Annotated in this window: 12 protein-coding genes; 11 read left to right on the top strand and 1 reads right to left on the bottom strand. The window is 46.2% G+C overall.

What is annotated here, in order from left to right; genetic code table 11:
• The first annotated feature begins 49 nt into the window (after positions 1 to 49).
• The 3 genes from HU147_RS00475 (at position 50) to HU147_RS00485 (ending at position 4,333) form a co-directional block, all read left to right on the top strand.
• Positions 50 to 391, top strand: a complete 342-nt coding sequence (locus tag HU147_RS00475; RefSeq protein ID WP_224074367.1) for a zinc ribbon domain-containing protein YjdM — start codon at positions 50 to 52, stop codon at positions 389 to 391.
• Between the two features lie 163 nt (positions 392 to 554).
• Complete coding sequence (locus HU147_RS00480) at positions 555 to 3,707, top strand: DEAD/DEAH box helicase (RefSeq protein ID WP_224074368.1); 3,153 nt, start codon at positions 555 to 557, stop codon at positions 3,705 to 3,707.
• Positions 3,708 to 3,718: 11 nt separating this feature from the next.
• Complete coding sequence (locus HU147_RS00485; protein WP_224074369.1) at positions 3,719 to 4,333, top strand: NUDIX hydrolase; 615 nt, start codon at positions 3,719 to 3,721, stop codon at positions 4,331 to 4,333.
• Positions 4,334 to 4,724: 391 nt separating this feature from the next.
• Here HU147_RS00485 and bsh read toward each other — a convergent pair whose 3' ends face one another.
• The gene (gene bsh / locus HU147_RS00490; RefSeq protein WP_224074852.1) at positions 4,725 to 5,699 is read right to left on the bottom strand and encodes a choloylglycine hydrolase; all 975 of its coding nucleotides are present in this window, start codon (positions 5,697 to 5,699) and stop codon (positions 4,725 to 4,727) included.
• Between the two features lie 295 nt (positions 5,700 to 5,994).
• Between bsh and HU147_RS00495 the strand changes: the two genes are divergently transcribed.
• The 8 genes from HU147_RS00495 to HU147_RS00530 all read left to right on the top strand — a co-directional run bounded on the left by HU147_RS00495 (position 5,995) and on the right by HU147_RS00530 (position 14,606).
• Positions 5,995 to 6,270, top strand: coding sequence for a hypothetical protein (locus tag HU147_RS00495; RefSeq protein ID WP_224074370.1), 276 nt, complete (start codon positions 5,995 to 5,997; stop codon positions 6,268 to 6,270).
• Between the two features lie 383 nt (positions 6,271 to 6,653).
• Complete coding sequence (locus HU147_RS00500) at positions 6,654 to 7,112, top strand: hypothetical protein (protein ID WP_224074371.1); 459 nt, start codon at positions 6,654 to 6,656, stop codon at positions 7,110 to 7,112.
• Positions 7,113 to 7,261: 149 nt separating this feature from the next.
• Positions 7,262 to 8,335, top strand: coding sequence for a branched-chain amino acid aminotransferase (locus HU147_RS00505; RefSeq protein WP_224074853.1), 1,074 nt, complete (start codon positions 7,262 to 7,264; stop codon positions 8,333 to 8,335).
• A 125-nt stretch (positions 8,336 to 8,460) separates the two neighbouring features.
• A complete protein-coding gene (locus HU147_RS00510; RefSeq protein WP_224074372.1) occupies positions 8,461 to 9,345 on the top strand; it encodes a proline iminopeptidase-family hydrolase in 885 nt (294 codons plus the stop codon).
• A gap of 603 nt (positions 9,346 to 9,948) precedes the next feature.
• Positions 9,949 to 11,181, top strand: coding sequence for a multidrug effflux MFS transporter (locus tag HU147_RS00515; protein ID WP_224074373.1), 1,233 nt, complete (start codon positions 9,949 to 9,951; stop codon positions 11,179 to 11,181).
• 431 nt (positions 11,182 to 11,612) lie between these two features.
• Positions 11,613 to 13,046 carry a carbon starvation CstA family protein gene (locus HU147_RS00520; protein ID WP_224074374.1) on the top strand — a complete coding sequence of 478 codons (1,434 nt, stop codon included), beginning with the start codon at positions 11,613 to 11,615 and terminating at the stop codon, positions 13,044 to 13,046.
• Between the two features lie 221 nt (positions 13,047 to 13,267).
• A complete protein-coding gene (locus HU147_RS00525; RefSeq protein WP_224074375.1) occupies positions 13,268 to 13,618 on the top strand; it encodes a PadR family transcriptional regulator in 351 nt (116 codons plus the stop codon).
• Entirely contained in the window at positions 13,605 to 14,606 is a 1,002-nt protein-coding gene (locus HU147_RS00530; RefSeq protein ID WP_224074376.1) for an HAAS signaling domain-containing protein, read from the top strand. The genes HU147_RS00525 and HU147_RS00530 overlap by 14 nt, the downstream gene beginning before the upstream one ends.
• The last annotated feature ends 20 nt before the right edge of the window (positions 14,607 to 14,626 follow it).

A 14,626-nucleotide genomic window follows, 5' to 3' on the forward strand; every position in this document is an offset into this window, starting at 1 on the left:
AGAAGAAACTTCTCAATGCACTTAAGAAACCGAATGGGGGAAATGCAAAATGGAAAACTTGCCGAATTGTCCGGTATGCGGATCTGAATATACATACGAAGACGGGAATATGCTGGTGTGCCCGGAATGCGCCAATGAATGGGTGCTTAGTGCAGAAGCGGAAACCGTGGAAGCCGAAAAAGTCGTGAAAGACGCCAATGGCAATGTGCTGGCAGACGGGGACTCCGTGACAGTGATCAAAGATTTAAAAGTAAAGGGCAGTTCATCTGTCTTGAAAATCGGCACGAAAGTGAAAGGCATTCGGCTGGTAGAGGGTGACCACAATATCGACTGCAAAATTGACGGCTTTGGCCCGATGAAATTAAAATCGGAATTCGTCAAAAAAGGATAGGCGCGTTTCACGTGAAACCTTAAAAAACAAATCAAAAAACCAGGGCTTCTGCCTGGTTTTTTTCTGTAAAGAAGACCTGGGAAAAAGGGGTAAACATTGTTTAACTCGAGTGTTTTAGCGATAATATGAAGTACCTGATATGGACTGAAGGAAGGCTCAGCTGATGAATTTGGTGCTGAATAAAACAAAAATTAAAAATCTGTGCGGTGAGGCTGCCTACAAAAAGGGCAAGTCTTATTTCCTGAGCGGAAAAGTCGAACTTGAGCCGCAGCCTGGGGAAGATGCCGGGCATGAAGGGACGGTCAATGTGGGCAGCGGTTTTCACGTGACGGTGAAATCAGGGACTGCGGGACAAATTGAAGCGTCATGCAGCTGTCCGCCTGTCGGCTTTGTAACGACTCATTGCCAGCATATTGCGGCCGTCCTGTTGGCGATCGAAGAAGTTCAGCAAACCCAAAACCCCTTAGCAGACCGGATGCACGGATTGTTCAGCACTCAGCCGGTGCAGTCGAGCGGCAAAGGCCTGCATTTCGACAAACGGCAAACCTTGCGTGTGGAATTCGTTTGCGGGTCGGTCAGTTTTGGTGATGCGGGCAATATAATCGGAATCGAACTGCATGCCGGCCAGAAAGTTTTGGAGAAAATACCGGATCCGTTCGATTTTCTCCGAAACATCGCCAGCCGCCGGCCATTCGAATATGCGCCGGGACGCATTTACAACCCGGAACGCCATAATTTCAGCCGGGCAACGGATGCTGTTCTGCGTTTATTGATGAAAAGCCAGCTGACAAAAACGGGCGAACAAGAAGCGCTATTGATTTCAGCAGCCGAATGGGAATTGCTGCTGTCGTTATTGGAGCAGGCGGAAGAGGTTGTGTTTGAGCAGGGAGAGCGGCTGTATGACGGCGTCCGGTATGGCGAACGGTTGCCGCTGTGGTTTGAAGTGGATACAGCTCCTGCCGGTTACCGCCTCCTTATGGAAGGGCTTGAGCGGGTCACGGTTTTCAAGTTGTACGGCTACGCTTTCTCGGAAGGCCAGTGGCTCAAAATGGAAGAGGAAGACTGCAGCCGGCTTTTTGAATTGCAGCGATTGGTTGAAGAAACTGGCAAAAGTGAGCTGCAAATTCCGGCAGCGGGACTGCGCGATTTCATCGAAACGGCCATTCCAGGATTGATGCGGCTCGGCGAGGTGGATATAGCAGAACGGGCAACGAAAGGGCTGAACGAAACGCCGCTGAAAGCGAAGCTTTTTTTGGACCGGGTCAACAACCGGCTGCTGGCAGGACTCGAGTTCCATTACGGCCGCATGTCGATCAATCCAAGCGAAGAACTGGAGCAGGGCTATCAGTACTTGCCAGGTGTGAGGCGCCAGCGGGACAAGGAACAGCGCATCCTGAAGAAAATGCAGGACAGCCAATTTGTGCAGACGCCCGGCGGTTTTTACCTGCAGGATGAAGAAGCCGAGTACGACTTTCTTTACCACGCCGTGCCTGTACTGGAAGAGCTGGTCCAGGTCTATGCCACGACCGCAGTGAAATTGCGCGTCCAGAAAGCGGCCGTGGCTCCGAAAATCCGCGTGGAAATCAAAGAGCGCACAGACTGGCTGGCTTTTCGCTTTGACCTGAAAGGCATTCCTGAAAAAGAAATCCAGCAGCTGCTAAAGGCCATTTCCGAGAAGCGGAAATACTACCGCGTTCCGAATGGCACGTTGATGTCCATCGAAACGCCGAAATTTTGGGCGCTCGATCATTTTCTGGAAGACCTCGGATTGTCTGCGGAAGAGCTCGATGAAGAAGAAATCCGCGTGCCGCTGATCCACGGCATGCAATTGGTAGAGGGGCTGGAAGAAGGCGGCCTTGCGGAACCAGGGAAAACTTTCGCGAAACTCATGCTGAGTCTGAACGAACCCGACCGGATCAATGAAGCATTGCCGGAATCGCTTGAACCGGTGCTCCGCGATTACCAGAAAACTGGATTCAATTGGCTCAAGCTTTTGGCCTCCTATCGCTTCGGCGGTATTCTGGCAGATGATATGGGGCTTGGGAAAACCTTGCAAAGCATTGCGTTTATCGTATCGGTGCTGCCGAACATCCGCAAAAAGCGGCAGCCGGTGCTCGTTGTCTGCCCGTCTTCGCTCGTCTACAACTGGTCGAACGAACTGAAAAAATTCGCGCCGGAACTAAAGGCGAAAATCATTGACGGCAACAAAGCTATTAGAACTTCTGCGCTAAAAGATTGGGCGGAGGTTGACGTCGTCATCACTTCCTACCCGTCTTTGCGGATGGACAGTTTGCTCTACCGGGACAAGCAATTCCATACCGTCTTTTTTGACGAGGCACAGGCCTTTAAGAATCCCGTAACCCAAACGGCAAAAGCGGCAAAAGCGGTGAAGGCGGATTACCGATTCGCATTAACGGGAACACCAATAGAGAATTCACTTGATGAATTATGGTCTATCTTTCAGGTCGTGTTTCCGGACCTGCTGCCGAACCGGCGGGTGTTTAGTGAGTTAAGGCGTGAAAATATCGCCAAACGGGTGCGGCCGTTCGTTTTGCGCCGCACGAAGGAAGAGGTCTTGACGGAGCTGCCGGACAAGGTCGAAACGGTTCAGTTTTCAGAGCTGCAGGCGGAACAGAAAAAATTATATGCAGCCTATCTCGCAGAATTGAAGCACGATGCGCTGAAGCATCTGGCAAAAGGCAGCTTCCGCAAAAACCGCATCCGGATTTTGGCCGGACTGACCCGCCTGCGGCAGATCTGCTGCCATCCGGCATTATTTGTCGAGGGCTACACAGGAGGGTCGGCCAAATTCGATCAGCTGATGGAAATCGTAGAAGAATGCCGGCTCTCGGGCCGGCGTGTCCTGATTTTTTCCCAGTTTACCCAAATGCTCGGCCTCATCGGGCGCCAACTCAGCAAGCATGGCCTGCCTTATTTTTACTTGGACGGCCAGACGCCTCCGGTAGAGCGGGTCGAGTTATGCGACCGTTTCAACGAAGGCGAAGGCAATCTGTTTTTGATTTCCTTGAAAGCAGGTGGCACCGGGCTGAACCTGACGGGAGCCGATACAGTCATTTTGTATGACCTCTGGTGGAATCCGGCTGTTGAACAGCAGGCGGCGGACCGGGCGCACCGCATGGGCCAGGAAAACGAAGTGCAGGTCATCCGGATGCTTGCAAAAGGCACCATTGAAGAGAAAATCAGTGAACTCCAGGAGAAAAAGAAAAATCTCATTGATGAAGTGATCCAGTCGGGGCAGGAATCATTTGCTGCTTTGACGGAGGAAGACATAAGGGAAATACTGACGATTACATGAGAGGTGATTGGATGGACGCTAGAAAGATAACCGAAAAAATCCAAACCCATAAACCCGAAGTGCTGGGGAGCCGCGATTTTGCGAAGTTTGCCATTCTCCTCCCATTGATTGAAAAGGACGGGGAAGTCCATGTGCTGTTTGAAAAACGGGCGGAAACACTCCGGAAACAGCCAGGAGAAGTTTGTTTCCCAGGAGGCAGAATTGACCCCGAGGACCTTTCGCCGAAATCAGCGGCTTTACGCGAAACCGATGAAGAATTGGGAATCAGTGAAGACGAAATTTCGGATTTGTTCCCGCTCGATTATATGGTATCGCCGTTCGGTATGATCATTTACGCGTTTGCCGGTTTTATTGACTCGTCGGCTGAGTTCAAGCCGAATCCGGATGAAGTGGGCGAACTGTTCAGTGTGCCGCTTTCTTTTTTCCTTGAGAATCCGCCGCGTGTTTACCAGATCAATTTCGATGTCCAGCCGGAGGAAAGCTTCCCTTATGATTTGATTGTAGGAGGCCGGGATTACAGCTGGCGCACGCGGAATCTGGAGGAATATTTCTACCTTTATGAAGATAAAGTGATTTGGGGGCTGACTGCCCGGATCCTGTCGCATTTTATTGATATTATCAAATAGAAAGCGCTGATTTTGCTTCAAGTTCGGAGGAGCTGTCACTTTAAGCAGTAATTGGCAGTGTTGTTTCGCTTCTTGCATAGCAAATGTCTCCACGATTCGTCTCGAACATGGCCTTTTTCTCTCCTTACTACTCAAAAAGTGTTCATAAAAGTATCTATGAATAAGCGAACGTTCGTAAAGTGTTTTCAGACATTTACGAACGTTCTTTTTTTCGCTTTTTGGGTCATTTTTAGCCTGTTCGTAAAAGTGTACTTTTACGAACGGTTTATCGCAGTACAAAACTAATTTGAAACAAACGACAAAAAAGCGAAGTCCCTGATTGTAAGGGTTTCGCTCTTCGTGCTGATGGAGCAATGCCCCACCGCTTGAGGCCAGCTATTATTTCCGGGCATTAATTCACGAAGTGAATCTGTTGATCTTTTACCAAAGGATAGGTGACCAATTGCATCCCGTCGAGATTTTCTTTGTGCAGATCCACCGCTGTAATTTGGTTATTGTCATAGGTCGTATAGTAATAGATTCCTTTATCCATGTTGCAACAGGATGAGTAGATGGTGAATTCGTATTCCCCGCCGCCTACATCGCAAAGCCCTTTTTGCTGTTCCACGGATTTCAGGATATGGAAAAACTGGCCAACGCTTTCAGACTCGGACTCACCAGAAATCGAATTCAATTTTGTAAAAGCAGCTTTGACGAACCGGGAAGCGGAAGACAGGTCGCCAGGAAGACCGATGCCCCCCATGCCGCGGCTATAGACATTCAATTGCAGGTGATCTGAAAATGTATTGTCCGAAACTGTGGAAGACAGGTGACGGTAATTGTTCAGGTTAAATAAATGATAATCGAATGTAGGATTGTTGGTCAGGACACCCACGGGATTGTCGTATATATGCAATCCGTCTTTTGTGGATTCCACGACAATCGATTGGGTTTGATCCGCAATCATCCAGTGCAAGGGGGACAGCGGCAGTTCATCGCTGAAATTAATATTCACCAGATTCACTTTCACAAGAAGTTCTTTCGCCTCTTCCACGGTTTGGCACTGGCCGAGAATCCAGGGGATAAATTCAAACGGAGTAACGTTGTCTTTATCCTCCGCCTCCGGGAAGAAATGAGCGTATTCCGGGAAGTTCAATCCAGCCATACTTAACCCTTTTTCGTTGGTTGCATCGAAATACAAGGGATAATTATCAACCACAATGCCCATGCCAATCAACGCGAAATGGGTTGGAAGATCCTGTACCTTATGGAACTTGAACGGGAAATTTCTGGGCGTGATGGTTATGACTTCACCGTACGTCAATTCGAGATCCAAATTACGACCGAAATAATGATTTTTCGTATACAGAGTGATGGAAGTGCATATGAATTAAACCTCCTAAATATTCTGATAATATAACTTTATAGGATAATTGTTCCTTCGTCCAAAATTTCTTCTTATCGGGAGCCATAGAGCGGTTGTATCTCTCCCCTATTTTTTTAATGATTTACATATGAGGATGTTAGGCAATGGATTGAAAAAAGAGGGATAGAAAGGGGGAAATGTTGCATCTTCCCTCCCATTTATGAACACTTAACTTAAAAATATAAGAAAATAATTGCTTCGTGCTTATTGGTATAAAATTTGATTGTAGTAGGGATAAGCATAGAAGCTAAAGTAAATGACAAAACATTCTAATCCGATTAAATTCATCATAAGAGCTTTAAAAGAAGGAAGTGAAATTTTTAGGGTGCGCAATGGGAGAGCATATATAATTAAGGTTTTTGAGGAAGCAGTGGTTTGTGCGTTAAACGGAGAGAAAACATTCGATGATGTCGAAAACTTCTGGGTGAATATGTACTTAATGAAACCAGCCGTCTTTCAAAAAATGTTAACGATAAAAGAAGTAGAAATTTTTCAAGTAGCTGAAAGCGTTGAAAAGAAAAAGGAGAGTTGAAAACCTTAGGTAACTATTTTTCAGGGAACCTTTTACCTAAGTTTTTCCTGTTGTATTACGATAATTTTTTAAATTCCAACTGACAGAACTATTACTGGATGTTGAGTTTACATATCATCAGATTATCGGAAATACAATATGTATCTTAGCTAAATAAGGAAAGCGAATGCTCTCGAACAGAGCATTTTCTTTTCTTCTTTCCTCTTTCCTGATTGAATTTCTTCAGATAAAATTGACAGAAAAACCTAATTATATATACTGGAATGGAACATCCTCCACGTACACTGCCTTCAACCATCCCCCTCTTGTTTAAAACCATTCCTGGACGGAAAAACCACCCCCTTTTATCAAATAGATTCCGATAGAGAAAGGGAGAATTCAAAATGGCTTCTATTATGTACGCTATGGAATGTCCACAGTGCGGACGTTCAGCTTTTGCCGATAATTATTATAAGATTGACGTAACGTATATCCATTGCAGACGATGCGGCTATAATGCCGTTACATCCCGGAATCCTGAAGAAGCCAGCAGATATGGACATGATGTACATGAAAATCTAGGATACGGAGTTTGTCTATCAATTGCGAAGGGAGGACACTTGGAAATGACGATGTTCAATTGTTTTCCGGTTGATTTGGAACAATGCAAAGCTGAAATTTTAGCAACAGATCCGGAATTGAAAAAAAGTTTTTTGGTCACCTATACGGAAGGCGTTTTCGAAATTATATTAGGGAACCCAACTGAAAATTTTCACTTGCCATTTAAAGAGTATGCGGAAAAAATGTATAAAAAGCATGGAGATATTGAAGGTTTTGAAGGACTTGTACCAATTGAAGATTAAATATCTTATATGAAAGACCTGTCGATAGCAGGTCTTTTCTCTTAATTTTTTCAGTATTAAAAAAAGTCCTTTCGAAAACTTGTATGTGAGCGTATAATTATTCACATTACGTGATAAATTGTTCACTTTGGAAGGAGTGCTTCATCTTGTTGACCACCAATGAATTGGAAATCGTACAAAGCACATCAAAGAAAGATAAACCGTCACAGGACCAAGTGCCTTTCGGAACCATCTTTACCGATCACATGTTTACGATGGAATACGAAGCGGGCAAAGGCTGGTTTGAGCCGAAAATCGTTCCTTATGCACCAATTACACTAGATCCGGCTGCTATGATTTTCCATTATGGCCAAACGGTTTTTGAAGGCATGAAAGCCTATCGCACCGAAGAGGGGCGCGTCTTGCTATTCCGTCCGGAGAAAAACTTTGAACGCTTGAATTTGTCGAGCGAACGCTTAAGCATTCCGCCAATCGACGAGAATGTTGTGCTGGAATATTTGACGAAACTGATTGAACTGGAAAAGGACTGGGTGCCATCGACAGCCGGCACATCGCTCTATATCCGCCCGTTCATCATTTCGACAGAAGCGAATTTGGCGGTCGCTCCGTCAAAGACCTATAAATTCATGGTTATCATGTCGCCAGTCGGTTCGTATTTCACCGGCGGCTTGAAGCCGGTCACAATCCACGTCGAAGACCAATTCACGAGAGCCGTAAAAGGCGGTACCGGAATGGCGAAGACCGCGGGCAACTATTCATCCGGATACCAGGCGCAGGCCAATGCGAAAAAGCTCGGCAATGCGGACGTACTGTGGCTGGACGGAGTTGAAAAGAAATACATCGAAGAAGTCGGCAGCATGAACATCTTCTTCAAGATCAACGGCGAAGTGGTAACGCCTGCACTCAACGGCAGCATCCTAAAAGGAATTACCCGCATGTCGATCATTGAATTGCTGAATTCTTGGGGGATTTCGGTCACAGAGAAAAAAATCTCCATCGACGAAATTTACCAGGCATTCCAGGACGGCTTGATCGAGGAAGTATTCGGCACCGGAACGGCAGCCGTTATTTCGCCGGTGGGTGAACTCAACTGGCAAGGCAAGAAAATGATCATCAACAACCATGAAATCGGGGAATTGTCCCAAAAACTATACGACACAATTACGGGCATCCAGACAGGCAAAGTGGAAGACACACTCGGCTGGACGGTTGAAGTGAAATAATTAAAAAATTGCTTTAAGAGCTGTTCTGCTATATGCGGAACAGCTCTTTTTTCGGTTAATAAAGGAATTTGCAAAAAAGAGGGGAATATCTACTAAAACAGGTAAAAGATGAGGAGGACAAGTAAATGGAAAACGTAACGGAAGGGTTTATCCCGGTTAAAGGAGGAAACGTCTGGTATCGGATCACTGGCAATGGCCCCGGCATTCCACTGCTCCTGCTGCACGGGGGGCCCGGCGGAAAAAGCAATGACAAAGATCCGCTGCGCGGGCTTGGGGCAGAGCGTCCAATCATTCAGTATGACCAACTGGGGTGCGGGAACTCAGGCCACCCGGCTGATAAAGAATTATGGACCGTCGAACATTATCTAGAAGAGCTTGAGCATGTGGTCGAAGCCCTTGAACTGGAGGAGTTTCATCTTCTCGGCCACTCCTGGGGATCCATGCTTGCCGCTTCTTATCTTTTAAAAAAACCGGCCGGCGTCCGCAGCGTGATTTTTTCAGGGCCGGCATTGAGCGCCCACCGGTGGGTAGCTGATCAGCACAATTACCTGAAAGAGCTGCCGCAGGAGATGCAGGATGCCATTGAACAAAGCGAACAGAACCAAACGACGGATTCGGAAGAATACAAGCAGGCAATGATGGCTTTTTACAAACGCCACTTATGCCGGCTGGATCCATGGCCGGACGAAATGAGGAAAGACTTTGAAGCATCAAATGATCAAATCTATCATTATATGTGGGGCGCATCGGAATTTACCGTCACGGGAACATTAAAGGATTTCGACGCAACCGAACGCCTGCACGAAATTGATATACCGGCTCTTTTCACTTGCGGGCGATACGACGAAGCGACGCCTGAAACCACCGAATATTACGCAAGCCTGACTCCGGATTCGGAAGTGCACGTGTTTGAAAACAGCTCCCATATGCCGAGCCTGGAAGAACCGCAAGCGTATGTCGATGTAATCAGGGAATGGATGAACCGGCAGGAATTGCGTCCCGGGGCTTAAAAGGCGAAAAGCGTTTTTCTCTTATTCGAGAAAAACGCTTGAGCTTGTTGAGAAAGATATAGAAAAATTCCCCCTTAGAATATCCCTGATATTTCGCAAAACAGCTCAGCTGAAAATATATGCTCCTGTTTCTGCATCGCTGCGCTAGCTTCGTCGCAAAGACTTGGGCTCGCAGGCTTCGCCCGATGTCTTTCCTACGGGCGTGCGCCGAACTAACTCGGCCTGGCAGCCGAGTGGATTTCGGCACTGCGCTGTCCCACGGGAGTCTCCGCTGTTTTGCTCCATATCAAGAAAGGGCAAGAAACTACAAGATGCTTGATTTTCCCGCTTTTTTACACGTGACATCTTGTAAAGAAGCAGGAAAATGGAATGAAGCGGAAGGCGGCGACTTCTGCGAGCCCGCGAAAAGCGTCCGCTTGAAGCGGAATGGTTCAGACTGTCAGGTTTTCTTGACAGTCTAAAGCGTTTTTCTCTTACTTGAGAAAAACGCTTTTTTATATGAAAATTATCAATATATTAAAAAAGTTAGTTTACTAGTTAAACGAAGTTGGTAAAATAACTTTATGAAGTTTTATAAAAGCAAGAGGAAAGGCAGCTGTTTTAATGGAAAATTTAAGTGGAGCGAAACGTGCACGGTTTATCATCCTTTTAGGAGCACTGACATCGCTTATACCGTTTACGATTGATATGTATTTGCCGGCATTCCCGAACATTACAGAGGTCTTCGATACCAAGGCTTCCTTTGTCCAGCTCAGTTTAACTGCCTGCCTGCTTGGGTTGGCAATCGGCCAGTTGGTTGCAGGCGCCCTTAGCGATATGCACGGCCGGAGAAAGCCGCTGATTCTTTCATTGGTCGTCTACGTTGCAGCTTCTACTGTATGCATCTTTGCTCCAAATATCTACATATTCATTGCATTGCGCTTTGCACAAGGTTTTGCCGCAGCTGCAGGGCTTGTTATTTCCCGGGCAATAGTCCGGGATGTCAGCGACGGGCCGGAGCTGACAAGGCTCTTCGCTTTGCTGATGGTTATAAATAACCTGGTGCCGTTGCTCGCTCCTTCAATGGGTGGAGGCATCTTGTTGTTTTCAGATTGGAAAGGCGTCTTTTTCACTTTATCGGTTGTAGGACTTATTCTTCTTCTAATCACAGCGTTTCGTTTGCCCGAGAGCCTGCCACTTGAAAAAAGGGTGGCAAGCAATTTGGGAGCCACTTTTTCAAATTTCACTTCGATATTAAAAGACCGTCAGTTTACCGGTTATGCATTGGCGCAAGGGCTGCTGATCGGCGGTGTTTTTGCGTATGTTTCAGGCACTCCGTTTATTTACCAGAACATTTATGGTGTATCGCCGCAGGCCTTCAGCATTCTTTTCGGAATGAACGGCATCGGCTTGATTGTCGGCAGCTATGCGGTCGGCCGCTTCGCTCACGTAATCTCGGAGAAGAAGTTTTTGGAAACGGCTTTGTATGTGGCGACGATTGCGGGAACGATTCTATTGGCTGTGGTGATTGCAGAAGGACCGCTATGGGCGGTCGTCGTGCCAATTTTCTTCTTTGTGACATCCATCGGAACCGTGAGCACTTCTTCTTTTTCACTCGCGATGGAATCGCAAAGCCATTTAGCGGGAAGTGCATCTGCTTTGCTTGGCCTCTTGCCATTTGTATTAGGAGCTCTCGCGGCACCGCTGGTTGGAGTTGGCGGGGAAGATACAGCCGTTCCTATGGGTCTCACAATTTTCTCGATGTGTTTGCTGGCTTTGCTCGCGTATCTATTTTTTGTGAAAAGATATGAGAAACAGAAACGATTAGCCCAAGAAGCGATTAGGCAACGGGCATAATATGAACAAAGCTTGATCGTCGAATGCCCTCTAACGATTAGAGGGCATTTTTTTATTGGCTTTTAGGCTGTAGTTTTCTCTTTAGAAGAAAAATTGATTTTCAATTTTTCTTCCGTTAACCACCTGAAATGCCAATTCCTTAAAAGACAAAGAAGACCATTGGAAAGCGCAAAAAACTATTGAAATAATAAAAAGAAGATTTAATGCGAGTCTCAGCAACAAAAATCCTAAATTAAATTATCTTCGATTAAAGGGAATGGAGCCTGTTTAATAGGCACTTCTTCCTTATTTTTATTTGAAAAAAATAAAGGAAAAGGGTAATATAGATTAAAATTGTTAGAAAATATTGTTTTTTCAAAATATTATATTTATCATTAGAAAAAACATGGTATCATTGCACAATGTAAACAAGACAACAGGAGGCCAAACAGATGATCACATTTTTCGGAGCACTTTTATTTCTAGTTCTAGGATATGTATTTTATTCGAAATTTATCGAGAAGGTTTTCGGAGTGGACGACAATACGCCGACACCTGCCTATACAAAAAGAGACAACCTTGATTTTATGCCAATGAGCTGGTGGAAAGGCAATCTGATCCAGCTATTGAACATTGCCGGACTTGGCCCGATATACGGAGCAGTTGCTGGAGCTTTGTACGGACCTGTCGCGTTTATCTGGATCGTAGTCGGCTGCATCTTTGCAGGAGGCGTTCATGATTATTTCTCCGGAATGATGTCTTTGCGCCATGGCGGCGCGCAATTCCCGACGATTGTCGGAAAGTACCTTGGTAAGCACATGAAATTGTTCATCAACGGAATTTCACTTGTACTGATGCTGTTGGTGGCCGCTGCGTTTACGGCAGGGCCGGCCCAGCTGATTTCCCAAATTTCACCGCTGAGTTTTATGGCTGCTTTAGCCCTTATCTTCTTTTATTTTATTCTGGCTACGATCTTGCCGATCAATCGCATCATCGGCCGGATTTACCCGCTGTTGGGCGGAATTCTTCTGTTCATGGCTATTGCGGTGGCTGTGGCTCTTGTATTCTCCGGAAAACCGATGCCAAACCTGACGCTTTCCAATTTGCATCCGGGCGACCTGCCGATCTGGCCGCTGTTGATGGTGACCATTTCATGCGGCGCCATTTCCGGCTTCCATTCTACGCAAAGCCCGATTATTGCCTGCACGATGAAGAAAGAAACAGATGGCCGCAAGATTTTCTATGGCGCTATGGTGATTGAAGGGGTTATTGCATTGATCTGGGCAGCTGCGGGCATGACGTTCTTCAACGGCACGAGCGGACTGCAGGCGGCTTTGGCGGCTGGAGGACCTTCAGGCGTAGTCAATGAAATCTCCATTTCCCTATTGGGTTCATTGGGCGGCATCTTGGCAATCCTTGGGGTCATCATCCTGCCGATTACAACGGGTGATACAGCATTGCGCTCGTCTCGTATGATCGTCACCGATATCCTTTCAAAATTCACGAACATGGAAGGCAAATGGAAGATCCTTTTGGTGACAATTCCACTGGCGATTCCGACGTTTTACTTATCAACAATCGATTACACATTCCTCTGGAGATACGTCGGCTGGACCAATCAGGTTGTAGCCACCGTGATGCTATGGACAGCGACCGTCTTCTTGCTGAGAAGCTACAAATTCCACTGGATTTCCGGAGTGCCGGCAAGCTTTATGACAGGCGTGGTATCCACGTATATCTTCTACGCACCGGAAGGCCTGAACATGGATTATCAAATTTCAATGATTATCGGCTCCTGCATCACCTTAGTGGTTCTGCTTTGGTATGCGGTGCAAATTATCAAATACAGAAGCTTGAAAGCAAGCGATTCGGAATACGCAGCATAATAAAATAAAGACCCCGAACAAGGCATGAATCCAGTCAATCTGGATTTATGCCTTTTGTTGTTGAGAAATGGGAACATACTTACTTGCTTTGAATGCAGTAATTTTTATTTATTAAATAATTTATGGAATTATCAAATTACTATTGTTATTAAAAATAAAATAGTGTATGATACACAGTAAATATAGTGTACGTCACATAGTATAGGAACGGAGGTGTACAGATGGACGATTCCCTGTTCAACAGCTTGTCCACAGAGCTTCGCAGAGGCACTTTAACGCTGGCAGTGCTCAGCCAATTGCAAAAGCCTCAGTACGGTTATTCATTGGTGCAATTGCTGGAACGCAATGGCATTGCGATGGAACAAAGCACATTGTATCCGTTATTGCGCCGCCTGGAAAAGCAGGAACTCGTCACCAGCAGCTGGGATACGACGGAAAGCCGGCCACGGAAATATTATGTCCTAAGTGAATACGGAAAAGAGATTTTTGGACAATTAAAAAAGGAATGGGAAAAAACGTCGCAGGAACTTTACAATCTGTTAAAAGGAGAGGGTTCAAATGAACTTGATTGACCTGTATATCGGCGAAGTGACGCGCAGGCTGTCGGAAAAGAACCGGCAGGACATTGCACTGGAATTGCGTTCGGCTATCGAAGACATGCTGCCGGAGGATCCTTCGGAACAGGAAGTGAAGGCGGTGCTGGCTGAAATGGGAAATCCCGCTGTTCTGGCAAGCGGTTACCGGGACAAGCCGATGCACTTAATAGGCCCGCGTTATTTTGACCTGTATATCAGCCTGTTAAAGCTCATCCTGCCCATTGCCATTACAGTGACGCTGATTGTGGTCATTATCGTAGCCATTTTCACCAACAGCGGAGAAACGACAATTTTGGATGCAACGGTTTCTTTGATCGGTGATGCAATAAGTGCCAGTGTGAATGCGGCTATGCAAGTTTTCTTTTGGTTAACACTTGTCATTGCATTGATTGAACGGGCAGATCGTTCTTCGTCGCAGGCGCCATTGACAATGAACAGCAAGGAGTGGACGCCGGATGATTTAAAAGAAGTCGTTTATATTCCGAAGGAAAAAGCGATTTCCAAATTTGAAATTGCGGGCAGTTTAATCTGGACTGTGATTTGGGCGGTGGGCTATTTCAATGCGGATCGGCTGTTGGGCGTCTATCACAATAGAGGGGAGGGTCTTGAGTTTGTCGCACCGACTTTCAATCAGGATGTCCTGCTGTCATACTGGCCACTGATCATATTGATGGTTGTTCTGGAAATCGCCTTGGCGGTTTATAAATGGCGGGAAGGCCAGTGGACAAGGCGTGTGGCATTCTTCAATGCAATCGTCCAAATCGTATCGACAGGGATTATCGTTCTGATTCTCACCAACTCGAGATTGGTTAACCAAGCATTTTTGGATGAAATTGGCACAGTATTTGGTGGAACTTCGGGCTTGAGCTGGATTGCAGGGGCAATTATTCTGACGGTAGTCATTGTTGCGGTTAGTGATATGTACCAAGGTTTCCGGAAAGCGATGATAAATCCTGCAAAATAAAAAACATCCATAAAAAGCGG

Origin of the sequence: Planococcus chinensis (assembly GCF_020071995.1) — a bacterium.
Taxonomy (GTDB): Bacteria; Bacillota; Bacilli; order Bacillales_A; family Planococcaceae; genus Planococcus; species Planococcus chinensis_A.

What these genes read in the sequence shown, in the direction of transcription:
- HU147_RS00485 (WP_224074369.1), top strand. Translation starts at nt 3,719, where the DNA reads ATGGACGCTAGAAAGATAACCGAAAAAATCCAAACCCATAAACCCGAA.
- HU147_RS00530 (WP_224074376.1), top strand. Translation starts at nt 13,605, where the DNA reads ATGAACTTGATTGACCTGTATATCGGCGAAGTGACGCGCAGGCTGTCG.
- HU147_RS00495 (WP_224074370.1), top strand. Translation starts at nt 5,995, where the DNA reads ATGACAAAACATTCTAATCCGATTAAATTCATCATAAGAGCTTTAAAA.
- HU147_RS00500 (WP_224074371.1), top strand. Translation starts at nt 6,654, where the DNA reads ATGGCTTCTATTATGTACGCTATGGAATGTCCACAGTGCGGACGTTCA.
- HU147_RS00515 (WP_224074373.1), top strand. Translation starts at nt 9,949, where the DNA reads ATGGAAAATTTAAGTGGAGCGAAACGTGCACGGTTTATCATCCTTTTA.
- HU147_RS00510 (WP_224074372.1), top strand. Translation starts at nt 8,461, where the DNA reads ATGGAAAACGTAACGGAAGGGTTTATCCCGGTTAAAGGAGGAAACGTC.
- HU147_RS00520 (WP_224074374.1), top strand. Translation starts at nt 11,613, where the DNA reads ATGATCACATTTTTCGGAGCACTTTTATTTCTAGTTCTAGGATATGTA.
- HU147_RS00525 (WP_224074375.1), top strand. Translation starts at nt 13,268, where the DNA reads ATGGACGATTCCCTGTTCAACAGCTTGTCCACAGAGCTTCGCAGAGGC.
- HU147_RS00475 (WP_224074367.1), top strand. Translation starts at nt 50, where the DNA reads ATGGAAAACTTGCCGAATTGTCCGGTATGCGGATCTGAATATACATAC.
- HU147_RS00480 (WP_224074368.1), top strand. Translation starts at nt 555, where the DNA reads ATGAATTTGGTGCTGAATAAAACAAAAATTAAAAATCTGTGCGGTGAG.